Source organism: Streptomyces sp. NPDC017943 (assembly GCF_044328425.1).
Taxonomy (GTDB): domain Bacteria; phylum Actinomycetota; class Actinomycetes; order Streptomycetales; family Streptomycetaceae; genus Streptomyces; species Streptomyces djakartensis_A.
Genome location: NZ_JBIRHH010000002.1, coordinates 1 through 26292, shown reverse-complemented (window position 1 = coordinate 26292; position 26292 = coordinate 1). Strand labels below are relative to the sequence as shown.

Sequence of the window (26292 nt, the reverse complement as noted above, 5' to 3'; positions counted from 1 at the left end):
GTGCGACCGGTCCGGGGGTGTCAGCCTGCGGGTGCGCCGCGGCGTCCTCAACCCCACCGGCCGCAGCGAACCGGCGGGGCACCGGCCCGGTGGGAACGGCCCCGCGGCTGGGCGACACTCGATCCGGCCATTCACCCGGCCCGTCCCGGATTTCGTCTCGCCGGCGGGACAGCGGAAAAGAGTTCGGCGGAGGAAGGAAATGGCAATGGAGCAGCAAGCCGCGTCTTCGAATGCCCCGGTTTCCCTGGTGCAGGAAATCGCAGCACTGTGGGGGGAATGCCTGGGTGGCCGCGAGGTGGGGGCCCAGGACGACTTCTTCGCCCTGGGCGGGAACTCGCTCACCGGCATCAAGATCATCGAGCGGGTGACGCAGGACCACGGCGTCCGGCTCTCCGTACGCGACTTCTACCTCGCGGGCACCCCCACCCGGGTCGCCGAGCTGATCGAGCAGGGGAGGGCGGGGACGTGAGACTGACGCCGGGCCCCGCACGCGAGATCGACCTCGACCACGTCGACCTGTTCGACCTGGACCTGTACACCGAGGGCGACCCGCACCCCGTCTGGGACGTCCTGCGCGACAGAGCCCCGCTGCACCACCAAGTCCTGCCCGACGGACGGGAGTTCTGGTCGGTGACCCGCTTCGAGGACGTCTGCCGCGTCCTCGGCGACCACCGTGCCTTCACCTCCGAGCGCGGTACGGTCCCCACCCACCTGGGCACGGACGACGTCGCGGCCGGTGTGCTGCTGACCTCCACCGACCCGCCGCGGCACACCGAGGTCCGCCGCCCGCTCGGTTCCAAGCTCACCGCGCGGGCGGTGCGGTCCTGGGAGGACTCCATCCGGGGCACGATCGTCCGCTTCCTGGAACCGGCCCTGGACGGCGAGCCCTTCGACCTGGCCGAGCAGGCCCTGCTCCTGCCCGCCATGGTCACCGGTCCGCTGCTCGGCATCCCCGAGCGGGACTGGGCCGAACTCGTCCAGCTCACCGCGATGGTGACGGCCCCCTCCGACCCGCACTTCCTGACCGGCGGCGAGGCCGCAACCCTCGCCATCGCCCACCACGAACTCGTCACCTACGTCCGCGAGTGGGTCCGCACGCGGCGCGCGTCCGGCTTCGAGGACGACAGCCTCCTGCACCACCTGATGAACGTCCGCCCCGGCGGCGCGCCCCTGTCCGACGAGGAGATCGCCCTCGACGGCTACAGCATCCTGCTGGGCGCCAACGTCACCACCCCGCACACCGTCTCCGGGACGGTGCACGCCCTCATCGAACGGCCCGAGCAGTTCGACAAGGCCCAGGCCGACCCGACGCTGATCCCCAACCTCGTCGAGGAGGGGCTGCGCTGGACCTCTGCCGCGTGCAACTTCATGCGGTACGCGGTCGACGACGTCGAGATCGCCGGGGGCACGATCCCGGCCCGCGGGGCGGTCGTCGCCTGGATCGGCTCCGCCAACCGGGACCCCGCCCAGTTCCCCGATCCGCACACCTTCGACATCACCCGCGCCAACGCCAAGCGCCAGGCCGCCTTCGGCTTCGGGCCGCACTTCTGCATCGGGGCGCCGCTCGCCCGGCTCACCCTGCGCGTCTTCTTCGAGGAACTGCTCCGGCTCTTCGGCTCGATCGAGCTCGCCGGCGAACCGCAGCACCTGCGGTCGTACTTCATCGCCGGAATGACCCACCTGCCCATCACCGCCCAGAAACGGCACACGCCATGACCCCCGGCCCCACCACCGTCGCCTCGCCGTGGTTCGTCCGGCCGCCGGCCCCCGGCCACCCCGCCCGGATCTTCGGCCTGCCCTTCGCCGGGTCCGGGGCCTCCGCCTTCAGCGCCTGGCCGGCCACGCTCGGGGACGCCGAGTTCTGCCCGGTGCAGTTCCCCGGCCGCGAGAACCGGCTGGCCCACCCGCACTACGGCACCTACGACAACCTCGCCGCCGGCCTCGCCGAGGCGCTGCGACCGTATCTGCACCAGCCGTACGCGCTCTTCGGGCACTGCGCGGGCGCGCTGCCCGCCTACGAGACCGTCCTGAAGCTCGCCGCCGCCGGACTGCCCGCGCCCGCCTGCCTGTTCGTCTCCGGCCAGCCCGCGCCGCACGACGCCGCCGGCGACCGGATGCTGTCGCTGACCGAGGCCGGACTGCGCGCCGAGGTGGAGACGTTCCTGCGCGGCCGGGGCATCGAGCCGCGGCCGGACATGATCGACCTGGGCCTGATGGTGCTGCTGCGCGACCACGCTGCCGCGGCCGCCTACCGGCGCACCGAGCCGGTTCCCGTGCCCTGCCCCGTCGTCGTCCTGCACTGGCGCGACGACCCCGACGTCGGCCTCGACCGGCTCCAGGGCTGGCGCCACTACGCCGACAGCGTCGAGTTCGTCTCCGTCGACGGCGGCCACTACGACTTCATGGACGCGCCGGACCAGTTGCGCGACGTGCTGACCCGCCGGCGATGAGCGCCCCGCAGCACCCCACACCGAGGGAACGGAAGGACATCGTATGAGTGGCGCAGCCACCGACATCGCCGTCATCGGGATGTCGTGCCGCTTCCCGGGAGTGCGCGACATCGAGGACTTCTGGCACCTGCTGCTCGACGGCGGGTCGACCATCGGGACCTTCCCCGGCCACCGGGAGGTCCTCCCCGGCCGTACACCCCACCCGGACGCCGCCCTCGTCGAGGCCGGGTCGTTCCTGGACGCCGTCGACGGCTTCGACGCCGAGTTCTTCGGCACGTCCGCGGCGGAGGCGGCCGCCATGGACCCCGTGCAGCGCCTCGGCCTGGAACTGGCCTGGGAGGCCGTGGAGAACGCGGGCGTCCCCGCGTCGGCGCTCGCGGGCCGTGAGATCGACGTCGTGATCGGCTCCGGCCCGTCCGGCTACGACCTGCTGCGCAAGCTGACCGGCAGCGACCGGGACGACCACTACGCCGTCCTCGGCTCCGGCGGCGCGCTGATCGCCAACCGCATTTCCCACCTGTTCGACCTGCGCGGCATGAGCCTGTGCGCGGACTCCGGCCAGTCCTCCTCGCTCGTGTCCCTGGCACTGACCTGCGAACGGATCCGCAGCGGCGCGGTCGACACGGCGCTCGCCGGCGGCGTGCACCTCATCGCCGACCCGGAGGCGGGGCTGGGCCTGGCCAACCTGGGCGCACTGTCGCCCGACGGGCGCTGCCACCCCTTCGACGCGCGGGCCAACGGCTTCGTGCGCGGCGAGGGCGGCGCGTTCGTCGTGCTCAAGCGCCTGGACCGGGCCCTCGCCGACGGCGACCACGTCTACGCCGTGGTGCGCGGCTGGGGCGTCGGCAGCGGCGGCGCCTCCTCCCGGATGCCCGACCCCAGCCCCGCCGGGCAGGCGGCGGCCGTGCTGTCCGCCCTGCGCAGTGCGAACGTCGACTTCGACGACGTCGACTACGTCGAGGCGCACGGCACCGGCACCCGGCGCGGCGACCCGGCCGAGCTGGCCGGTCTGCGTCAGGTCGTGCGGCGCACCGGTCGCGACCGCCCCCTGGTGATCGGCTCGGTGAAGGCGAACGTCGGTCACCTGGAGCCCGCCGCCGGTCTCGTCGGCTTCGTGAAGGCCGCGCTCTGCCTGGACCGCGCCCACCTGGTCCCGCACCCGGGATTCGACACGCCGAACCCCGAAGTCCCCGACTTCCACGACGACTTCGAGGTCCTGCGCACCGCGCGCCCCTGGCCGGGCACCCCCGAGCGGCCGCGGCGCGCGGGCGTCACCTCGGTCGGCATGGGCGGCACCACCGCCCACGTCCTGCTCGAACAGGCCCCCGCCGCGCCGGCCGAGCCCCCCGCCACGCCGGCCGAGTTCTCCGCCACGCCGGCCGAGGCCACCGGTCCGGTTGAGACGCCCGGTGCGGAGGGCGCCGTCCCCCTCGTGGTGCCCTGGGTGCTGTCGGCCCGCTCCGAGGCGGCCCTGCGCCGGCAGGCGGCCCGGCTGCGCGACCGTGTGGCGGGCGACCCGTCCCTGACGGCGGCCGACGTCGGGCACTCCCTGCTGATCACACGCACGCCATTCGCCCATCGGGCCGTGCTGCTCGTATCCGGCCGCGACGAGGCCCTGTCCGGCCTCGCCCGGCTGGCCGACGGCAGAGACCCGGCACCGGCACCCGCCGCCCGCACCGTACGCGGCGTGGCCGACGGCCCGACCGGGCCGGTCGTCTTCGTCTTCCCCGGCCAGGGCTCGCAATGGCTGGGCATGGGACGGCAGCTGTACGCCGAATCGCCGGTCTTCGCCCGCTCGATCGACGAGTGCGCCCGGGCGCTGGAGCCGTGGCTCGACTGGTCGCTGCTGGACCTGGTCACCGGCGCGCCGACGGCGCCCCCGCTGGAGGGCCGGGACACCGTGGTGCAGCCGGCGCTGTTCGCGATGATGGTGTCCCTGACCCGGGTGTGGCGGTCCCTGGACGTGGTCCCCGACACGGTGGTGGGCCACTCGCAGGGCGAGATCGCCGCCGCCTGCGCGTCCGGCGCGCTCGACCTGGAGGACGCCGCCCGGCTGGTCGCCCTGCGCAGCCGCACCCTGGGCGCGCTGGCGGGCCTGGGCGGCATGAGCGCGGTCGCCGCGCCCCTGGCCGAGGTCGGCCGGCGGCTGAGTCGGTGGCCCGGGCGGCTGTCCGTGGCCACCGTCAACGGGCCGGCCTCCGTGGTCGTCTCCGGGGACCTCCCGGCTCTGGAGGAGTTCGCCGCCGAGGCCGCCGCCGACGGCGTGCGGGTGCGCCGCATGAAGGTCGGGTACGCCTCCCACTCCCACCAGGTCGAGCGCATCCGCGACGAGGTGCTGGCCGCCGCCGCGCACGTCACGCCGCGGCCGACGCCGGTGGAGTTCCACTCCACGGTCACCGCGGGGCGCGTCGACACCCGCCGGCTGGACAAGGCGTACTGGTACGACAACCTGCGCTCGACCGTACGGTTCGGCGAGGTCGTCTCCGCCCTGATGCGCGAACGCGGCGGGGTGTACGTGGAGGTCAGTCCGCACCCCGTGCTCCAGGTGGCGATGGAGGAGACCGCCGACACGCTGGAACGCCCGCCCCTGGTGGTGCACACCCTGAGCAAGCACGACGGCGGCACCGCCAAGGTCCTCACGTCGGCGGCCGAACTGCACGTGCGCGGTGTGCCGGTGAGCTGGCGGACGGTGTTCGACGCGGCCCGCCCGCGCCGGGTCGCCCTGCCCACCTACCCCTTCCAGCGGCAGCGGTACTGGCTGACCGCGCCGGACGCCACCGCCACCCCCGGTGCGCCCGGCGCGCCCGCCGGAGGGCCGGACCTGACCTCGGAGACCTCCGTCCGTGCGCTGGTGTGCGCCGAGACGGCCGCACTGCTGACCGCCAAGGACCCGGAGACGCCGCTGACGCAGGCCGATCTCGCGGCGCGGGGGAGCGAGACCTTCAAGGCCCTGGGCTTCGACTCCTCGATGGCCGTGGCGCTGCGCAACCGGCTCACCGCGGCCTGCGGGGTACGGCTGCCGGCCACCGTCGCGTTCACCCACCCCACACCGCGCGAGCTGGCCCGCCACCTGTTCTCCCTCCGGACACCGGCACGGCCCGAACCGCCGCAGCCACGGCCCGCGCAACAGCCCGGGCCCGCGCAGCCGGCCGCCCCGGCACAGCGCCCGGCGCACGAGGAACACCCGGAGGGCCGCAGTGATGACGATCTCTACGCATTGATCGACCGCGGATACGTGTAGCAGCACCGATCGTCCCAGCAACCGACAAGGGGGAGGCCCTGGTGGAGGATGTCGACAAGCTCCGGTCCTATCTGCGTCGCGCCGTCGGCGACGCGCAGCGACTGCGCGAACGCGTGCGCGAGCTGGAGGAGTCCGCGCACGAGCCCGTCGCGGTCGTGGGGGTGGGGTGTCGCTTCCCCGGAGGGGTGACCTCCGCGGAGGACCTGTGGGACCTGGTGTCCGGCGGTGTGGACGCGATGGGCGACTTCCCCTCCGACCGCGGCTGGGACACCGAGGCGCTGTACGACCCGGACCCCGGGGCCCGCGGGAAGACCTCCACGCGCTCGGGCGGGTTCCTGCACGAACTCCCCGACTTCGACGCGGAGTTCTTCGGCATCAGCCCCCGCGAGGCGCTGGCGATGGACCCCCAGCAGCGCCTGATGCTGGAGACCTCCTGGGAGGCACTGGAGCGGGCCGGCATCGACCCGGCGGCCCTGCGCGGTTCCTCGACCGGGGTCTTCACCGGCGTCTACGGCGTCGACTACGGCCCCCGCATGGGCGGTGGCGCGGCCGGCGAGGTGGAGGGCTTCACCCTCACCGGGACGCACCTCAGCGTGGTCTCGGGCCGGGTGGCCTACGTCCTGGGGCTGGAGGGCCCGGCGGTGTCGGTCGACACCGCCTGCTCCTCGTCGCTCGTCGCCGTCCACCAGGCCGTGCGCTCGCTGCGGTCGGGGGAGTGCACGCTGGCGCTCGCCGGGGGTGTGTCGACGCTGCCGACCCCGGGGATGTTCGTCGAACTGTCCCGGCAGCGCGGCGTGTCGGCCGACGGGCGGTGCAAGGCGTTCGCCGACGCGGCCGACGGCACCGGCTTCTCCGAGGGCGCGGGCGTGCTGGTCCTGGAGCGGCTCTCCGACGCGCTGCGCAACGGCCGCCGCGTCTGGGCGGTCGTCCGGGGCTCCGCGGTCAACCAGGACGGCGCCTCCAACGGCCTGACCGCCCCCAACGGCCTGGCGCAGCAGCGCGTCGTCCGGGCGGCCCTCGCCGACGCCGGCCTGACCGCCCCCGACGTGGACGCGGTCGAGGCGCACGGCACCGGCACCCGGCTGGGCGACCCGCTGGAGGCGGAGGCGCTGCTGGCCACCTACGGCCGGGAACGCGACCCGCACCACCCGCTGTGGCTGGGTTCGCTGAAGTCCAACATCGGCCACACACAGGCGGCGGCCGGCGTCGGCGGCATCATCAAGATGACCATGGCGATGCGCCACGGGGTCCTGCCCCGCACCCTGCACGTCGACCGGCCCTCCACGCACGTGGACTGGTCGGCCGGGGCGGTGGAACTGCTCACCGAGGCCCGCCCGTGGACCACGCCGGCGGACCGGCCCCGGCGCGCGGGCGTGTCGTCCTTCGGCATCAGCGGCACCAACGCGCATCTGATCCTGGAGCAGGCACCCGAGCCCGTCCGTGCGGCCGGCACCCCTGCGCCCCCCGGATCCGCCGCCGAGCCGCCGGCCGTGCCCTGGGTGCTGTCGGCGCGATCCGCCCAGGCGCTGCGCGAGCAGGCGCGGCGACTGCACGACCACGTCACCGCCGACCCCGCCCTGCACCCGCTCGACGTGGGTCACGCGCTGGTGACGACACGTTCGCTGTTCGAGCACCGGCAGGTGATCGTGGGCGCCGACCGTGACGCACTGCTCGCCGCGCTGGCCGCCGTGGCCGACGGCGAGGAACCCGACTCCGCCGCCGCGGTGTCCGGCCTCGCCCGGCCCGTCGGCGCGACGGTGTTCGTCTTCCCCGGCCAGGGCGCGCAGTGGACCGCGATGGGCCGGGAGCTGTGGCGGACCTCCCCCGTCTTCGCCGAGCAACTGCGCGTCTGCGCCGAGGCGCTCGCGCCGTACGTGTCCTGGTCCCTCGTCGACACCGTGTGCGGCGGACCCGACTCCGCCGACCTGGAGGACATCGACGTCGTCCAGCCCGTGCTGTTCGCCGTGATGGTGTCGCTGGCCCGCGTGTGGCAGTCGCTGGGGGTCACCCCCGACGTGGTGATCGGCCACTCCCAGGGCGAGATCGCCGCCGCCCACATCGCCGGGGCCCTCACCCTCGACGACGCGGCGAGGATCGTCGCCCTGCGCTCGCGGCTGCTGGCCACCGTCGCCGGCCAGGGCGGCATGGCCGGCATCCTGCTGCCCGAACAGCGCGTGCGGGAACTCCTGGCCGGCCTGAAGTCCTCCCGCATCGGCATCGCCGCGGTGAACGGGCCCCGCTCCACGACCGTCTCCGGCGAGAACGGGGCCGTCGAGGAACTGGTCGAGGCCTGCCGGGCGGAGGGCGCCCGCGCACGGCTGATCAAATCCAGCGTGCCCGGCCACTCCCCGCTGATGGACCGCTTCGCCGAGCAGCTCCCCGACCAGCTGGGCCGGATCACCCCCGCGCCCACACCGGTCCGGATCTACTCCACGGTCACCGGCGACCTGATCGACCCCACGGCGCTGGACGAGGCCTACTGGTACCGCAACCTGCGCGAGCCGGTGCAGTTCGCGGCCGCCATGGCGCGCCTGGTCGAGCGGGAACCGGACAGCGCGGTCGTCGAACTCAGCCCCCACCCGCTGCTCGTGCTGACCATCCAGGAACTGTTCGACACCACCCCCGGCGCCACCGGATGCGTGGTCGGCTCCCTGCGCCGGGACGAGGGCGGCCTCGCCCGGCTCCACCGGTCGGCCGCGGAGGCGTTCGTCGCGGGCGCCGACGTGGCGTGGCAGGCGGCGTTCCCCGACCGGGACGGCCGCTGGGCCGAGCTGCCCACGTACGCCTTCCAGCGGCAGCGCTACTGGCTGGACACCCCTCGGGACGCCACCCACGACGCCACCTCGGACCACCCGCTGCTCGACGCCGTCGTCGACCTGCCCGCCGGCACCGGGCACGCCGGAGTGGCCGGCGCCGGGCGCGGGGGAGTGGCCGGCGCCGGGCGCCTGTCGCTCGAGCGCCGGCCCTGGCTCGCGGAGCACCTCGTCCACGGCACCCACCTGGTGCCCGCCTCCGTCGTGGTGGAGCTCGCGGCCTGGGCCGCGCACCGGGCCGGCTACGACACCGTCGGCGAACTCACCCTGGAGACACCGCTGGTGCTGTCCCGCACGGCCGAGCGGGAGCTCCGCGTCGTGCTCGACGACTCCGGCAGCGTCAGCGTGCACTCACGCGGCCGGGGCGAGAGCGCATGGACACGCAACGCCGTCGGTACGGCGGGCCCGGAGGATCCCGCCGGCGGCTCCTCGGCCCCCGGCGACAACCCCCTCACCGCCTGGCCCCCGCCGGGCGCCTCCCCGGTACCCGCGGACGAGGTCCACGCCCGCCTGACCGCCCTCGGCTTCGGCCACGGCCCCGTGTTCGGCGGCCTGACGGAGCTGTGGCGCCAGGGCGACACCCTTTTCGCACGGGCCGAGCTGCCCGCCGTCGCCACCGGGCAGGACCTCTTCCGCATCCACCCGGCGCTGCTGCACGCCGCGCTCCTCCCGGCCGGCCTGGACCTGCGCGCCGGCACCCGCCTGTCCGAGGGCCGGCTGCCCCACCGCGCCACCGGCATCCGGCTCGGCTCCGCCCGGCCGGGCGCGCTGCGCGTGCGGCTCGCACCGGCGGGGGACGACACGGTGTCCGTGACCCTCGCCGACGACCGCGGCGCCCCGGTCGGCGGCATCACCGCACTGACCCTGCGTCCGGCCGACGCCGGGCGGCTCACGGCACTGGGCTTCGACCACCACGACGCCCTCTTCCGCACGGACTTCGCGCCCGTGCCCGCCCCGCCCGGACCGGCCGGCACCCCGTACGCCGTACTGGGCGGCCCCGCCCTCCCGGCGCCGGACGCGGCCGTCTTCGGCGGCCCCGGCGACCTCGCCGCCGCCGGTCCCGTGCCCCCGGTCGTGATCGCCGCCGTGGACCGCACGGCACCCGGCACCGCCGACACCCCCGCCGCCGTCGAACGCGTCCTGCACCAGGTGCTCGACTGGATCCGGCAGTGGCTGACCGACGACCGCTTCGCCGCCTCGCGGCTGGTCCTCGTCACCCGGGGGGCGTTCGCCGACGCGGCCACGCCGCGCCCCGACCCGGCGGCGGCCGCCGTCTGGGGACTCGTACGCAGCGCGCAGACCGAGAACCCGGGCCGGTTCACGCTCGTGGACAGCGACGACCACGCCGCGTCCCGGGCCCTGCTGCCCGCGCTGACGGCGACCGGGGAGGAGCAACTCACCCTCCGTGCAGGCGCCCCGGCCGCCCCCCGGCTGGCCCGCGCCGACAACGGCCACCGCCCGGGCGAGGCGCCCGCCCTCGGCACCGGGACCGTGCTGATCACGGGCGGCACCAGCGGCCTGGGCGCCCTGCTCGCCCGCCACCTCGTGGAGCGGCACGGCGTGCGCCGCCTGCTGCTGACCAGCAGACGGGGACCGGCCGCACCGCAGGCGGCCGCACTCGCGGCCGAACTGACCGGCGCGGGCGCACAGGTCGACATCGCCGCGTGCGACGTCACCAGCCGCGACTCCGTCGCCGCGCTGCTGGCCGCCGTGCCCGCCGAGCACCCGCTGACCGCCGTCGTCCACTGCGCCGGCGTGCTGGACGACGGAGTCGTCGAGACGCTGACCGGCGCACGGCTGGACGCCGTCCTCGCCCCGAAGGTGCGCGGCGCCTGGAACCTGCACGAACTGACGCGGGAGCTGCCGCTGTCCGCGTTCGTGCTGTTCTCCTCGGTCGCGAGCGTCCTCGGCACCGCCGGACAGGCCAACTACGCCGCCGCCAACGCCTTCCTCAACGGCCTCGCCCAGGCCCGCCGCGCCGACGACCTGCCCGCGACGGCGCTGTGCTGGGGCTTCTGGGCGCAGCGCAGCGAGATGAGCGCCGACCTCGACGACACCGACCTGGGGCGCCTGCACCGCCAGGGCGTGCTGCCGATGTCCTCGCAGGAGGGCCTCGCCCTGTTCGACGCGGCCCTACGGGCCCACGGCGAGCCGGTCCTCGTACCCGCACGGCTGGACCTGGCGGCCCGGACCGGCCACCTCGGCTCGCCGCTGCTGCGCGGCCTCACCGGCACGCCCGCCGCCCCGCGGGACGAAGCGGCGGGCGCCGACGGACCACTCGCCCCGGCCCTGGCGTCGCTGCCGCCCGCCGACGCCGAAGCAGCACTGCTGGACGCCGTCCGCACCCGGACCGCCGCCGTCCTCGGACACGCCGACCCGACGCGGATCGGCCCCGCGGTGGCCTTCAGGGAACTGGGCATCGACTCGCTCACCGCGCTGGAGCTGCGCAACAAGCTGGCCGCGGCGACCGGCCTGAAACTGCCCGCCACGCTCGTGTTCGACCACCCCAACCCCGGCGCCCTCGCCCGGTTCCTGACCGAGCAGATCTCACCCGTCGACCCCGCGGCGGCACAGACCCCGGCCGCCCACCTGGCCCAGGAGATCGAGGGCCTCGGGGCCCGGCTCCAGGACGCCTTCCTCGAACTCGACGCCGAGGAGCGGAGCACCATCTCCACGCTCCTGGGCGAACTGCAGGGCCGCGTCCGCTCACTGGCGGGCGCCGCGGCACCGGCCGGCATCACCGACCGGATCAGTTCGGCCTCGGCGGGCGAACTGCTCGCGCTGCTGGACCAGGAACTCGGCTAGGGAGAGCCATGACGACCGACGACAACGCCGACGTTCTCGACTACCTCAAGCGGACGTCGATCGAACTGATCGAGACCCGCAAGCGCCTGCGGGAGCTGACCGACGCCGCGGCCGAACCCATCGCCGTGGTCGGCGTCGCCTGCCGCTTCCCGGGCGGCGCGAGCACCCCCGAGGACCTGTGGGACCTGGTGCGCACCGGCACCGACGCCGTCTCCGACTTCCCGCAGGACCGCAATTGGGACGTGGAGAACCTGTACGACCCCGACCCCGGCCGGCCCAACAGCAGCTCCACCCGCCAGGGCGGCTTCCTGTACGACGCGGGCGACTTCGACGCCGACTTCTTCGGCATCAGCCCCCGCGAGGCGCTGGCCGCCGACCCCCAGCAGCGACTGCTGCTGGAGACCTCCTGGGAGTCCCTGGAACGCGCCGGCATCGACCCGCACTCCCTGCGCGGCAGCGACACCGGCGTCTTCGCGGGCCTGGCCTACTTCGGCTACGGCAACCACCTGAACACCCCCGACGCCATCGCCGGCTACGCGCAGATCGGCTCGCTGCTGTCCGTGGCGTCCGGGCGCGTGTCGTACGCCCTCGGCCTGGAGGGGCCGGCGGTGTCGACCGAGACGGCCTGCTCCTCGTCCCTGGTGGCGGTGCACCAGGCGGTGCAGTCGCTGCGGCAGGGCGAGTGCGGCCTGGCCCTGGCCGGCGGCGTCACCGTCATGGCGACCACGCAGGTGATGCGGGAGATGACCCGGCAGCGCGGCCTGGCGGCCGACGGCCGCTGCAAGGCCTTCGCGGACGCCGCCGACGGCGCGGGCTTCTCCGAGGGCGTCGGCGTGCTCGTCCTGGAACGGCTCTCCGACGCACGGCGCAACGGCCGCCGCATCTGGGCGGTCGTCCGCGGCTCGGCGGTCAACCAGGACGGCGCCTCCAACGGCCTGACCGCCCCCAACGGCCCCGCGCAGCAGCGCGTGATCAGGGCGGCGCTCGCCAACGCCCGGATCCAGGCGGCCGACGTCGACGTCGTCGAGGCGCACGGCACCGGCACCACCCTGGGCGACCCCATCGAGGCCCAGGCACTGCTGGCCACCTACGGCCGGGAACGGAACCCGGACGAACCGCTGTGGCTGGGGTCGCTGAAGTCCAACATCGGCCACGCCCAGGCGGCCGCAGGCGTCGGCGGCCTCATCAAGATGATCATGGCGCTGCGGCACGGCGTCATGCCCCCCACCCTGCACATCGACCGTCCCTCCACGCACGTGGACTGGTCGGCCGGAGCGGTGCGCCTGCTCACCGAGGCCCGCGACTGGCCCGGCGCACCGGGCCGGCCCCGCCGCGCGGGCGTGTCCGCCTTCGGTGTGAGCGGCACCAACGCCCACGTGATCCTCGAGGAGGCCCCGCAGGAGGAGACGGCGTCCCCCGCCACCGGGGGGCTGCCCGGCGCCGTCGTGCCGTGGGTCCTGTCCGCCCGCTCGGAGCAGGCACTGCGGGCCCAGGCGCGCAGACTGCGCGACTTCACCGCCGGCGCCGATCCGGACCCCGCCGACACCGGCTGGTCGCTGGTGTCCGGCCGGGCCGGCCTCGAACACCGGGCCGTGGTACTCGGCCACGACCGGCAGGACCTGCTCGCCGGCCTGACGGCCCTGGCCGAGGGCGGGGAGTCGGCCGCGGTGGTGCGCGGCGTCGCCGGTGAACCCGGCGCCCGCGTACACCTGTTCCCCGGGCAGGGCGCGCAGTGGGCCGGCGTGGCGGGTCCGCTGAAGGAGGCGTTCCCCGTCTTCGCCGAGGCGCTCGACGAGGTGTGCGCGCGCTTCGACGCCCACCTCCCCTTCGCCCTCCGACCCGTGCTCCTCGCCGCCGACCCCGACCCCGGGCTGCGCGAGCGGACGGACGTCGCGCAGCCCGCGCTGTTCGCCCTCCAGGTCGCCCTCCACCGGCTGCTCACCCACTACGGTCCGGCGCCTGACCATCTGATCGGCCACTCCGTCGGCGAGATCGCCGCCGCCCACGTCGCCGGAGCGCTCGGCCTGGACGACGCCACCCGCCTGGTCGCCGCCCGCGGACGCGCCATGCAGACGGTCACCGCACCGGGCGCCATGCTCGCCGCACGCCTCGACGAGGCCCGGGCGGCCGCTCTGCTCGCCGCGTACGACCGGGTGGGCCTCGCCGCCGTCAACGGCCCCGAGTCGGTCGTCTTCTCGGGCCTGCGCGAGCAGGTCCTCGCCCTGCGCGACCGGATCCTGGCCGACGGCGGATCGGCCAAGCTCCTCCCGGTCGCCCACGCCTTCCACTCCCCGCTCATGGACCCGGTCCTGGACGACTTCGCGGCTGCGATCGGCGCACTGCCCTCCGCCGAGCCGGCGATCCCCGTCGTGTCGACCCTGCTGGGCCGCGAGGCCACCGCCGGGGAACTGACGTCCGCCGCGCACTGGGTACGCCACGTCCGCGCACCCGTGCGCTTCCACGAGGCGGTGGAGCACGCGCGCGCCGCCGGCGCGGACGTCTTCGTCGAGGTCGGCCCCGGCGCCACCCTCACGGGCCTCACGAAGGACGCCTTCGCGAGCACCGGCGTCGACGCGCTGGTCGTCCCGGCGTCCCGCCGGGACCGCGAGCCGGCCCGGGCGCTGACCGGCGCACTGGCCGAACTGCACGTGCACGGCGTGCCCGTGGACTGGGCCGCCCTCTTCGGGCCGCGTCGCCGGGTGGACCTGCCCACCTACGCCTTCCAGCGGCAGCGGTACTGGCTGGACCTCACGGCCGGAACGGGACCCGCGGACCTCACCTCGGCCGGACTGGCGGCCCCCGGCCACCCGCTGCTGGGCGCCGTACTGGACCACCCCGGCAGCGACGAGGTCCACTTCACGGCCCTGTGGTCGCTGAAGACCCACGACTGGCTGTCCGGGCACACCGTGTTCGGCGCGGTCGTCGTCCCCGCCACGGCCTACCTCGACCTGGCCCTGACGGCGGGCCGGCACGTCGGGTGCGCCGTACTGGAGGACCTCACCCTGGCGGTGCCGCTGATCCTGCCCGAGACGGGCGGCGTGCAGGTACGCGTCGTGGTCGGCGCGCCGGACGCCTCGGGCCGCCGCACGCTCGAGGTGTACGCACGCCCCGGCGAGCACGCCGCCACCACCGGCGGCTGGACCCGCCACGCCCAAGGCGGCCTCGCCCCGGACAGCCCGAGCACCCCGGCGGCCGCCGGCACCGCCCGGCCGCTCACCGCCGGGCCCCCGCCCGGTGCCACCCCCGTCACCGTGGACGGCCTCTACGACACCTTCGCCGACGCCGGGTTCGACTACGGGCCCGCCTTCCGCGGCCTGCGGGAGGTGTGGCGGCACGGCGACGACCTCCACGCCCTGGCGACCCTGCCGGACAGCGCCCCGGCGGGCGCCCACGCCCTGCACCCGGCGCTGCTGGACACCGTGCTGCACGCGTCGGTGGCCGGCGGTGTCATCGAGGTGACGGGCGACCAGGGCCGGATGCCCTTCGCCTGGGCCGGCGCTCGCCTCACCGGCACGTGCGGGCCGACCGTACGGGTCCGGCTCACCCCCGTCGGCGAGGACACGGTGGCGCTGACGGTCGCCGACGAGGACGGCCGCACGATCGCCTCCGTCGCCTCCCTGACGTTCCGCCCGGCCGGCGCCGAACAGGTGCGCTCGGCGCTCGGCGGGCAGGAACCGCCGCTGTACGAGGTGCGCTGGCGGCCGGTCCCGCCGGGCGATCCCGCCGCCCGTCCCGCGCGGTGGGGCGTGATCGGCACGCACCCCGGCCCGGCCACCCGGCTCCTGCGCGCGGGCGGCGACCGGGCCGTGGCCTACGCCGGTCTGGACGAGGTCCCCGCGCGCGACGCCCCCACGCACCTCCTGCTGTGCCCGGACGACACCACCGGTCCCGCCGATCCGCTCGCCGCGGTCGGCGCCTGCACCGCGCACGTCCTGCGGCAGGTCCAGCGGTTCCTCGCCGAGGAGGCGCTCGCCGCGTCCACGCTGGTGGTGCTCACCCGCCTGGCCGTGGACACCGGCACGGGACAGCGCCTGGAAAGCCTCGCCGGCGCGTCCGTGTGGGGCCTGCTCCGCTCCGCCCAGACCGAGCACCCCGGCAGGCTCCGGCTGGTGGACCTCGACGACGAGGAGACCTCCTGGGCGGCGCTGCCCGACGCGCTCGCCCTCGGCGAGGAACAACTGGCGCTGCGCGGCGGTGAGTTCCTCACCCCCCGCCTCGCCCCGGCCACACCCGCCGAACAGCGCCTCGACGCCCCCGGCGACGGCCCCCACCGGCTGGGCATCCCGGACAAGGGCACGCTGGAGAACCTCACCTGGGTACCGTGCCCGGAGGCCGAGGCGCCCCTGCGGAACGGGCAGGTCCGCATCGCCGTCCAGGCCGCCGGGCTCAACTTCCGCGACGTCACCATCGCCCTGGGCCTCGTGGAGCGCACCGCCCTGGACGCCGGCATCGGCAGCGAGGGCTCCGGTGTCGTGCTGGAGGTCGCCGACGACGTCACCGCCTTCGCGCCGGGCGACCGGGTCACCGGCATCTTCGGCGGTGCCTTCGGCCGCGTGGCCGTCGCCGACCACCGCCTGCTCACCGCCGTCCCCGACGGCTGGAGCCACGCCGAGGCGGCGTCCATGCCGAGCACCTTCCTCACCGCCTACCACGCCCTCTTCCACATCGCCCGGCTCGAGAGGGGCCAGCGCGTGCTGATCCACGCGGCGGCCGGCGGCGTCGGCATGGCCGCAGTCCAGCTCGCCCGGCACGCCGGCGCCGAGATCTACGCGACGGCCAGTCCCGCCAAGTGGCCCGCCCTGCGCGAGGCGGGCCTGGACGACGCGCACCTGGCGTCCTCCCGCGACCTGGACTTCGCCGCGAAGTTCCTGGCCACCACGGACGGCCGCGGCATGGACGTCGTCCTGAACTCCCTGGCGCACAGCTTCGTCGACGCCTCGCTGACGCTGCTGCCCCGGGGCGGCCACTTCGTCGAGATGGGCAAGACCGACATCCGCGACCCGCGGCAGGTGGCCGCCGACCACCCCGGCGTCACCTACGACGCCTTCGACCTGTACGAGGCCGGACCGGACGCCCTCCAGGCGATGTTCCGCGACGTCATGGACCTGTTCGCCGACGGCCGCGTGCACCTGCCACCGGTGTCCGTCCGCGACATCCGCGACGCGCGCCGCACCTTCCGCGAGATGAGCCAGGGCCGCCACGTCGGCAAACTCGTCCTCGACGTCGGCGGTGGCTTCGGCGGCGGCACCGTTCTGGTCACCGGCGGCACCGGGGGAGTGGGCTTCCTCGTTGCGCGGCACCTCGTCACCGGGCACGGCGTGCGCTCCCTGGTGCTGGCCGGCCGGCGCGGTGCCGCCGCCGACGGCGCCGCCGAACTGGTCGCGGAGCTGGAGGAACTGGGCGCCGAGGTCCGCGTCGCCGCCTGCGACGTCGCCGACCGGAGCGCCGTCGCGGACCTGCTCGCCGACATGCCGCCGCACCGGCCGCTGACGGCGGTCGTGCACGCGGCAGGGGTCCTCGACGACGGCACACTGGAGTCGCTCACCCCCGGCAGCCTCCAGCGGGTGCTGCACGCCAAGGCCGGCGGCGCGCTGGTCCTGCACGACCTGACCAGGAACCGCCCGCTGTCGGCGTTCGTGCAGTTCTCCGCGCTCGCCGGCACCCTCGGCACCGCCGGACAGGCCAACTACGCCGCCGCCAACGCCTTCCTCGACGGCCTGGCGGCCCAGCGCAGGGACGGCGGCCTGCCCGGCACCTCCCTGGCGTGGGGCTGGTGGGAGCAGAGCAGCGGCATGACCGGGGAGCTGGCGGAGGCGGACCTGGCCCGCTTGCGGCGGATGGGCGTCGCCGCCATGCCGACGTCCGAGGCACTGGCCCTGTTCGACGCGGCCCTCGCGGGCGGCAGGACGGTCCTCGTCCCGGCCCGGCTGGATCTCACCGCCCTGCGCGGCAGGACCGGCACGGACCTGCCGCCGCTGCTGCGCGACCTCGCCTCCGCCCGCCGCCCCCGCCGGCCGGAGAGCGCCCGGGACGACACCGCCCGCGGCCTGCCCGCCCTCCTGGCCGGCCTCCCGGCCGACGAGGCGCACACCACCGCCCTGGACTGGCTGCGCGAACAGGTCGCCCTCGTCCTCGGCCACTCCTCCGGGGCGTCCGTCGACGCCGAACAGGCCTTCACACAGCTCGGCTTCGACTCCCTGACCTCGGTCGAACTGTGCAACCGCCTGGCGTCGCGGACCGGACTGCGCCTGCCGACCACGCTGGTCTTCAGCTACCCGACCCCGCGCGAGATGAGCGAGCACCTCGTCGGCCTGCTGCGCCCGGAACCGGAGCCCGGCACGGATTCCGGCAGGAGCTCCGGCACGGCCTCCGGCACGGACCTCGGCACGGACGAGTCCGCCGAGCTGGAGGGGCTGTCCGACCTGGACCTGGAAGCACTGGTCGACCTGGCTCTCGACGAGAAGAGGTAAGTGAGATGACCGACTCCGCGGAACGCACGGCGGACGGCGCGGACCGGGTCCAGCGGGCGCTGCGCACCCTGCTGGAGGAACGCGACCGCCTCCGGCGCGAGAACGACGCCCTCAAGGCCGCCCGGGACGAACCCGTCGCCGTCGTCGCCATGGCCTGCCGCTACCCGGGTGGCGTCTCCTCGCCCGAGGACCTGTGGAAGGTGCTGCGCGACGGCCGGGACGTCGTGGGCGACTTCCCCGCCGACCGCGGCTGGCGGGACGTCTACGACCCCGACCCGGACGCCACCGGAAGCTCCCGCACCCGGCAGGGCGGCTTCCTGAAGGACGTGGCGGACTTCGACGCCGACTTCTTCAACATCAGCCCGCGCGAGGCCCTGGCCGTCGACCCGCACCACCGGCTGCTGCTGGAGACCTCCTGGGAGGTGTTCGAACGGGCCGGGATCGTCCCCGCCGACGTGCGCGGCACCGACGTCGGCGTCTTCTCCGGGGTCAGCTCCTCCGAGTACGGCTGGCGCTTCCTGGAGGGCCGGCACAAGGAACTGGAGGGCTACCTGCTGTACGGCAGCGCACTCAGCGTGGCCTCCGGCCGGGTGGCCTACGAACTGGGGCTGACGGGTCCGGCCGTGTCGGTGGACACCGCCTGCTCCTCGTCGCTGGTGGCCCTGCACATGGCCGTGCAGTCGCTGCGCTCGGGGGAGTGCTCCCTGGCGCTGGCCGGCGGCGCGCTGGTGATGGCGACACCGTCGATGTTCGTCGAGTTCTCCCGCCAGGGCGCCCTGTCCGCCGAGGGCCGCTGCAAGGCGTTCGCGGACGGGGCCGACGGGACCGGGTGGGCCGAGGGCGTGGGCGTGCTGCTGCTGGAGCGGCTGTCCGACGCCCGCCGCAACGGCCACCCCGTGCTGGCCGTCGTCCGCGGCAGCGCCGTCAACCAGGACGGTGCCAGCAACGGGCTGACCGCGCCCAACGGCCGGGCGCAGGAGAAGGTGATCCGTCAGGCCCTGGCCAACGCGGGCGTCGCCCCCGGCGAGGTGGACCTCGTCGAGGCGCACGGCACCGGCACCACCCTGGGCGACCCGATCGAGGCGGCCGCGCTGCTGGCGGCCTACGGCCGGGACCGGCCGGCGGACCGGCCGCTGTGGCTGGGCTCGCTGAAATCGAACATGGGCCACGCCCAGGCCGCCGCCGGGGTCGGCGGGGTCATCAAGGCCGTCCTGGCGATGCGGCACGGGTACATGCCCAAGACCCTCCACGTCGACGCCCCCTCACGCCACGTCGACTGGTCCTCCGGGGCGGTCGAACTGCTCGGGGAGGGCCGCCCGTGGGTCCGGCGGGACGGCCCCCGGCGGGCCGGGGTGTCCTCCTTCGGCGTCAGCGGCACCAACGTCCACGTCGTCCTGGAGGAGGCGCCGCCCGCGCAGCCGTCCGCCGAGCAGCGGCCCGGCGCGGGCGTCACCGGCGGCCTGGTGCCCTGGGTGCTGTCCGCCAAGACCGCCGAGGCCCTGCGCGGCCAGGCGGCCAGACTGCGCGACTTCCTCACCGCCGGGGCCGACACCGCCGATGGCGTCGCCGCCGTTGATGCCGCGGTAGCTGACGCCGGGACCGGAGCCGGGGCCGGGGCCGAAGCGGGAGCCGAGTCCGACGCCGCCGTCGGCTGGTCGCTGGCGTCGGGCCGCTCGCGCTTCGAGCACCGCGCGGTGGTGCTCGGACGCGGCCGGGACGAACTGCTCGGCGGGCTGGACGCGTTGAGCCGGGGCGCCGAGTCGCCCGCGGTGATGACCGGCAGCACCGCCGCACTCGGCGGCGTCGCGTTCGTCTTCCCCGGCCAGGGCTCGCAGTGGGCCGGCATGGGCCGGCAGCTGTACGAGACCTTCCCGGTCTTCGCGCGGACCCTCGACGCCTGCGGGGACGCCCTGGCCGAGTGGGTCGACTGGTCGCTGCGGGACGTCATACGGGGCGAGGCCGGGGCGCCCGGCCTGGACCGGGTGGACGTGGTGCAGCCGGCGCTGTTCGCGGTCATGGTGTCCACGGCCGCCCTGTGGCGGTCCTGGGGCGTCGAACCGGCCGCGGTGGTCGGCCACAGCCAGGGCGAGATCGCCGCCGCCTGTGTCAGCGGCGCGCTGTCCCTGCGCGACGCCGCCCGGGTGGTGGCGTTGCGCAGCAAGGCCCTGGTGGATTTGCAGGGCCACGGCGGCATGGCCTCGGTCGCCGAGTCCGCCGATGTCGTGGAGCGGCGGCTGGTCCCGTGGGGCGATCGGGTGAACATCGCCGTCGTCAACGGGCCGAGCTCCGTCGTCGTGGCCGGCGAACCGGACGCGCTGGACGAGTTCGTCGAGAAGACGAAGGCCGACGGCGCCCAGGCCCGCAGGATCCCCGTCGACTACGCCTCGCACTCCCCGCACGTGGCCCGGGTCCGCGACCAGGTGACCGGCGCACTGGCCGGAGTGCGGCCGAGAACCTCGGACCTGCCCTTCTGCTCGACGCTGTACGGCGAGGTCGTCGACACGGCGAAGCTGAACGCCCGGTACTGGTACGACAACCTGCGTGAGAAGGTCCTGTTCGAGACGTCCGTGCGGCGGCTGGCCGACGACGGCTTCCGGGTGTTCATCGAGATGGGCCCGCACCCGGTCCTCACCGTCCCCGTGCAGGAGACCCTGGAGGACCTGGACGACGCACTGGTGCTGTCGTCCTCACGGCGCGAGAGCGACGAGGTCCGGGCCCTGCTGGGGTCGCTGGCCCGACTCCACGTCCGCGGCGGACGGGTGGACTGGGACGCCCTGTTCGCCACGCGCCGCCGCGTCGACCTCCCGACGTACGCCTTCCAGCGGCGGCGCTACTGGCTCAGCTCCTCGCCCGCCGCGGCGCCCGAGGCCGAGCTGCCCGCCGCACCGCCACCGCCCCCCGAGGAGCAGGCCGTTCCCCTGCCGGAGCGGATCGCGGCCCTGACCGGAGCCGACGCACACGCCCTGGTGCTGGAGCACGTGCGGGAGAAGGTCGCCGTCGTCCTCGGGCACACCTCGGCCGACCTCGTCGGCCCCGACCAGGAGTTCAAGGAGCTGGGCTTCGACTCGCTGCTGTCGGCCGAGCTGAGCAAGCGCCTCACCGCCTCGACCGGACTGAAGCTGAGGGCGAACCTGGTGCTGCGGCATCCCTCGCCGCGGCGCATCGCCGGACACATCCTGTCCTCGCTCGCGGCGTAGCGCGTCCCGCCGGCGGGACACGGCAAGAGCCGCGGTCCCACCGTCTCGCCGGGCACCGACGTGTCTTGAACGGCCGATCCGCCTCCCGGAGGGTGGAGGTGATCCGACCAGTGCCGAAATACCGGGCCATTTTGCTGAGGGGTTGATTCGTGTGCCTTCGTTCGGTGCGTCGTCCGCGCACAGAGGCATGTGGCGAGCGCAGGAGATGGCTCCCGACACGCCGAACCACGCGCTGACCATGTGGGACGTGCACGGCGCGCTGGACGCGGCCGTCATGGAGGCCGCCTTCCTGCACGTGATGGGGGAGGCGGAGGTTCTGCGCGTCACCTTCGTCGACGACGGGAGCGGACTGCGCCTGGTCCCCCGCGAACTCGGCGACTGGCGGCCGTTCTTCTGGGACCTGACCGCCGAGGCGGACCCCGAGCAGGCCGCCCGCGCGGCCCTGGCCGACCTGGTGCGCCGGCCGTTCGACCTCGGACGCGACCTGCTGTTCCGGCTGGGCGTGGTCCGGCTCGCCGGCGACCGTTCCCTGCTGGTGATCGCCTACCACCACCTCGTGTCCGACGGGTTCGGCGCCGGCGGACTGCTCTCCCGGCGCCTCGCCGAGGTCTACACGGCCCTGGCACGCGGCGAGCGGGTGCCCGAGCTGCCGCACCCGTGGGACACCGCCTCCTTCGCCGACGAGGCGGTGCACTACCTCGCCTCGCCGAAGTTCACCGAGGACATGACCTTCTGGGGCGACTACCTCAAGGACGCGCCCCCGCCCGCCCAGGTGCCCCGCCTGGCGCTGTCCGAGGAGCGCCGCACCGCCCTGTCCCAGCCGCTGGGCAGCGCCGACCGCTGGGCGGAGGTGGCCGACGCCATCGGCATGGTGAGCCGTACCCTGACCGTCCCGCGTGCCGAGGCCGACCGGTGGACCGAGGCGGCGCAGTCCATGGGCGTGTGGCTGTCGCAGATGCTGACCGCCGCCGCGGCCGTGTACCTGCGCCACCGCTGCGAGCGCCCGCAGTTCCTGCTGTCCCTCGCCGTCGGCAACCGCGTCGGCGTGGCGAGCCGGACGCCCGGCCTGGCCGTGAACGTGGTGCCGGTACGGGTGAAGGTCCCGCTCGGTGCGACGTTCACCGAGATCGCCGAGTCCCTCGTCGACGAGACGTACGAGGTCTTCGACCACACCGCCTGCCACTACTCCGACATCCAGCGCGCGAGCGGCACCGCCCTCAGCGGCCGGGGCAGCTTCGGCGCCGTCGTGAACGTCGTCGAGTTCGCGGAACAACTGCACTTCGGCGACAGCCCGGCCCGCTACTCGGGCGCGACGACCGGCACCTTCGAGGAGCTGTCCATCGGCGTCTACACCGACGGCAGCCCCGGCAGCGACCTGTTCCTCCGGCTCGACGCCCCCACCGGCCTGTACGACCGCGCCGAACTGCGCTTCATCGGCGAGGAACTGATCTCCTTCGTCCGGGCCGCGCTGGACGCCGGCGCCCGGCCGGTCGGCACGCTGGACGTGACCGGCGGCGAGGAACCGGACCGGGCGCTCGCGGCACCCGACTCGTCCGGGGCGCCGCTGCCGGGCCTGACCGTCCCGCACCTGTTCGCCCGGCAGGCCGAACGCACCCCCGAAGCCGTCGCGCTGGTCTGTGGCGACACCCAGGTCTCCTACCGTCGGCTGGACGAGCGGTCCGGCCGGCTGGCCACGGCGCTGCGCCACCGGGACGTCGGCCCCGAGACGATCGTCGCGGTGGCGCTGCCCCGGTCGGTGGACCTGGCCGTCGCCCTGCTGGCGGTGGCGAAGGCAGGCGCAGCCGCGCTGGCTCTCGACCCGGCGGCCGCGGCCGACGCCACACCGGCACACCTGCTGCTCACCGGCACCGCCACGGCCGGCACGCTCCCGGCCCGCCCGGACCTGCCGGTGCTGGTCCTGGAGGACCTGACCACCGACGGCGCCGGCGAGGCCGGCTCCACCGTCCCCGACGCCGCCCGGCTCCACCCCGACAGCGTGGTGGCCGTGCTGCACGGCACCGGCCCGGACGGTGCCGCGAGGCCCGTCGCGGTGACCCACCGCGCCGTCGAGCGGTTCGTCACGGACCACCGCTGCCGGGACGCCGGCCGCGGCACCGTCCTGTGGCACGCGCCGCACGCCTGCGACGCGCTCGCCCTGGAGCTGTGGACGCCCCTGCTGAACGGCGGCCGGGTCGTCGTGGCCCCCGAAGGGGACCTGGACAGCGACGCGTTGACCGGACTGCAGGCGGCCCACGGCATCACCACACTGTGGCTGCCCGCCGCCCGCCTCACCGAGCTCGCGGCCGCACACCCCGAGCGTCTGACCGGACTGCGGGAGGTGTGGACGGGCGGCGACCGCGTCCCCGCGGCCGCGCTGCGCCGGATCCGCGAGGCCTGCCCCGGGCTGACGGTCGTCACCGGGCACGGCGGGGCGGAGACGACGGGCCCCGCCGCCGTCCGGCACCTGCCCCCCGGCGAAGCCGTCCCCGCGTCGGACACGATCGGCCGTGCCGGGGACCACACGGCCCTGTACGTGCTCGGCCCCGGCCTGACCCCGGTCCCCGTCGACGTGGCCGGTGACCTGTACGTGGCCGGTCCCGGTGTGGCCCGCGGCTACCCCGGGCGGCCGGCGGCGACCGCGGAACGCTTCGTGCCCTGCCCCTACGGCCCGCCCGGGACGCGCATGTACCGCACCGGGGAGCGGGTGCGGCCGACGGCCGACGGCCGGCTCGTCCACGTCGGTCACGCCGGCACCGCCGCGGACGTGCGCGGGGTGCGCGTCGAACCGGCCGAGGTCGAGCAGGCGCTGTCCGAACACGCCGATGTGGCGCAGGCCGTCGTGGCCGTCACGGACGACGGCAGCGGGCTGCAGCGCCTGGCGGCCTGTGTGGTGCCCCTGCCCGGCACGGCCGTGTCCGCCGACGACCTGCGCCGGTTCGCCGCCGCACGGCTGCCGGAATCCCTGGTGCCGTCGGCGTTCACCGTCCTGGACCGCCTGCCGCTCACCGCGGGCGGGCGGGTGGACCGGGCCGCGCTGCCCCGGCCCGCCTCCGACGACGACACCCGCCGCGCCCCGCGCAACGAGACCGAACGGATCCTCGCCCGGGCCTTCGCCGAGGTGCTGGACGTGGACCGGGTCGGCATCGACGAGGACTTCTTCGACCTCGGTGGCAATTCGCTGCGGGCGATCCGGCTGGTCGGGCTGATCCGGGCGGAGCTGAACCAGGAGGTGTCCATCCGCAAGCTGTTCACGGCCCGCACCGTCCTCGCACTGTCGGACGTGTGCAAGGACCTCGGCCGCTCCAGCCGCCCGGCGCTGCGCCGACGCACGAAGGAGGGCGCGGTTCTCTGACGCGCGACGCCGCCCGGGGCGGCACGGACCAGGTCCGTGCCGCCCCGGGCGGTCGTCCGGCCCCGACGGCCGGTCAGGAGGCGGGCGCCCCGGTGAGGAGTTCCTCGGTGACGACCGCCGCCACGTCGCCGGGCCGGTCGTAGAGGTAGAAGTGACCGCCGGGGAAGACCTTCACCGCCACGTCCCCGCGGCTGTGCGCCCGCCAGGTCTCCGCCTGCTCCACCGTCACCACCGGATCGCTGTCCCCGACCAGCACGGTCAGCGGGGCGGTCAGCGGCTCGGCCGCGCGCCAGGTGTACGCGCCGAGCGACCGGTAGTCGGCGCGCAGCGCCGGCAGCACCATCTCCATCATGTCCGGGTCGTCCAGCATCGACTGGTCGGTGCCGCCCAGCCTGCGCACCTCGGCGAGCACGTCCTCGTCGTCGTAGTGCCCGAAGTGGGCCGTGCTGTGCGCGTCCGGTGCGCCCCGACCGGACAGGAACAGCCGCTGCGGCCCCGGCAGCGGGCCCCGGGCGAGCAGCCGGGCCGTCTCGAACGCCACCAGCGAGCCCATGCTGTGGCCGAACAGCGCGTAGGGCCGCCCCGGGTCCGCGGTCAGCACTCGGGCGAGCTCCTCGGCCACCGCTTCTGCGAGCACGGTCAGATCGGTGAAGGGCACCTCGCGGTGCCGGTCCTGACGGCCCGGATACTGCACGCACATCACGTCGAGTTCCGCGGGCAGCGCCTGGGCCAGGGTCCTGAACGCCGTCGCCGAACCCCCCGCGTGGGGAAAGCACACGAGCCGCGGCCCGTTCCCCGCAGTGGTGAAGCGCCGGAACCACGTGCTGTTCACAGTGTGTATCCCTTCGTCTGTGCCGGCCGGCCCACGGCAAGGGGCCCGCCGGTGCCCTCGGGGGATGCGGGCACCGGCGGGCGGTCCGTCGCCCCGCGAGGGCCCATGCCCTTCCGTCACCGGAGCTGATACCCAAAGCGTCCCGGTCAAGCCTCGACGGGGGTTCGCGGGACGGTGGAGTGCCGCAGGGGCGGCCGGGGCATCCCGTCGGACCGGCGCGCGAGCCGTCCTCCACCCGTGCCGCGTAGCTTCCGGCGAGGTGCACGACCCGCACCGCGACGCGCATCCGCCGCAGCGTCCGCCCGCGCCGGCGGACCAGCCCCCAGCCCCGACAGGAGCGACACAGAATGTCCGTGGTAGCCAACTCCCCCGGGACGGCAGGGACGGGCGGCAAGCACGTCCGTCGTCTGGATCGGGTGGTCATCAGGTTCGCGGGTGACTCGGGTGACGGCATGCAGCTCACCGGTGACCGTTTCACGTCGGAGACGGCGTCGTTCGGCAATGATCTGTCGACGTTGCCGAACTTCCCGGCGGAGATCCGGGCGCCTGCCGGGACGCTGCCGGGTGTGTCGTCGTTCCAGTTGCATTTCGCCGATCACGACATTCTCACGCCCGGTGATGCGCCGAACGTGCTGGTGGCGATGAACCCGGCCGCGTTGAAGGCGAACCTGGGGGATCTGCCGCGGGGCGCGGAGATCATCGTGAACACCGACGAGTTCACCAAGCGGGCGATGCAGAAGGTCGGCTACGCGTCCTCGCCGCTGGAGGACGGGTCGCTGGACGGCTACAGCGTGCATCCGGTGCCGTTGACGACGTTGACGGTGGAGGCTTTGCGGGAGTTCGATCTGAGCCGCAAGGAGGCCGAGCGCAGCAAGAACATGTTCGCGCTGGGGCTGCTGAGCTGGATGTATCACCGGCCCACGGAGGGCACGGAGCGGTTCTTGCGGTCGAAGTTCGCGAAGAAGCCCGCTATCGCGGCGGCGAACATCGCGGCGTTCCGGGCGGGCTGGAACTTCGGGGAGACGACGGAGGACTTCGCGGTCTCCTACGAGGTGGCTCCGGCGGCGACGGCGTTCCCGCCGGGTGTGTACCGCAACATCTCCGGGAACCTGGCCCTGTCCTACGGGCTGGT

Annotated in this window: 9 protein-coding genes and 1 pseudogene; 9 read left to right on the top strand and 1 reads right to left on the bottom strand. The window is 75.1% G+C overall.

What is annotated here, in order from left to right:
- Window positions 1-247: 247 nt before the first annotated feature.
- From ACH4C6_RS05180 to ACH4C6_RS05145, 8 genes and pseudogenes are all read left to right on the top strand, one after another.
- Complete coding sequence (locus ACH4C6_RS05180; protein ID WP_398107144.1) at window positions 248-469, top strand: phosphopantetheine-binding protein; 222 nt, start codon at window positions 248-250, stop codon at window positions 467-469.
- Window positions 466-1716, top strand: coding sequence for a cytochrome P450 (locus ACH4C6_RS05175; protein WP_398107143.1), 1251 nt, complete (start codon window positions 466-468; stop codon window positions 1714-1716). The genes ACH4C6_RS05180 and ACH4C6_RS05175 overlap by 4 nt, the downstream gene beginning before the upstream one ends.
- Window positions 1713-2450, top strand: coding sequence for a thioesterase II family protein (locus ACH4C6_RS05170; RefSeq protein ID WP_398107142.1), 738 nt, complete (start codon window positions 1713-1715; stop codon window positions 2448-2450). The genes ACH4C6_RS05175 and ACH4C6_RS05170 overlap by 4 nt, the downstream gene beginning before the upstream one ends.
- 43 nt (window positions 2451-2493) lie before the next feature.
- The gene (locus tag ACH4C6_RS05165; protein ID WP_398107141.1) at window positions 2494-5691 is read left to right on the top strand and encodes a type I polyketide synthase; all 3198 of its coding nucleotides are present in this window, start codon (window positions 2494-2496) and stop codon (window positions 5689-5691) included.
- Between the two features lie 38 nt (window positions 5692-5729).
- The gene (locus tag ACH4C6_RS05160; RefSeq protein ID WP_398107911.1) at window positions 5730-11309 is read left to right on the top strand and encodes an SDR family NAD(P)-dependent oxidoreductase; all 5580 of its coding nucleotides are present in this window, start codon (window positions 5730-5732) and stop codon (window positions 11307-11309) included.
- Window positions 11310-11317: 8 nt separating this feature from the next.
- Window positions 11318-17779 (top strand): type I polyketide synthase, encoded by a 6462-nt coding sequence (locus ACH4C6_RS05155; protein ID WP_398107140.1) that lies wholly within the window; start codon window positions 11318-11320, stop codon window positions 17777-17779.
- Between the two features lie 119 nt (window positions 17780-17898).
- Window positions 17899-20976: pseudogene (locus ACH4C6_RS05150) on the top strand (type I polyketide synthase); the annotation flags it as partial.
- A 151-nt stretch (window positions 20977-21127) separates the two neighbouring features.
- Window positions 21128-24328 (top strand): AMP-binding protein, encoded by a 3201-nt coding sequence (locus tag ACH4C6_RS05145; protein WP_398107139.1) that lies wholly within the window; start codon window positions 21128-21130, stop codon window positions 24326-24328.
- Window positions 24329-24401: 73 nt separating this feature from the next.
- Here ACH4C6_RS05145 and ACH4C6_RS05140 read toward each other — a convergent pair whose 3' ends face one another.
- Entirely contained in the window at window positions 24402-25160 is a 759-nt protein-coding gene (locus tag ACH4C6_RS05140) for a thioesterase II family protein (protein ID WP_398107138.1), read from the bottom strand.
- A 347-nt stretch (window positions 25161-25507) separates the two neighbouring features.
- Here ACH4C6_RS05140 and ACH4C6_RS05135 point away from each other — a divergent pair.
- Window positions 25508-26292 (top strand): 2-oxoacid:acceptor oxidoreductase family protein (locus ACH4C6_RS05135; RefSeq protein ID WP_398107137.1); only part of this gene is annotated, 785 nt, incomplete at its 3' end.

Bases quoted from the DNA above. Each gene is read 5' to 3' on its own strand.
- ACH4C6_RS05170 (WP_398107142.1), top strand. From the start codon at position 1,713: ATGACCCCCGGCCCCACCACCGTCGCCTCGCCGTGGTTCGTCCGGCCG.
- ACH4C6_RS05155 (WP_398107140.1), top strand. From the start codon at position 11,318: ATGACGACCGACGACAACGCCGACGTTCTCGACTACCTCAAGCGGACG.
- ACH4C6_RS05165 (WP_398107141.1), top strand. From the start codon at position 2,494: ATGAGTGGCGCAGCCACCGACATCGCCGTCATCGGGATGTCGTGCCGC.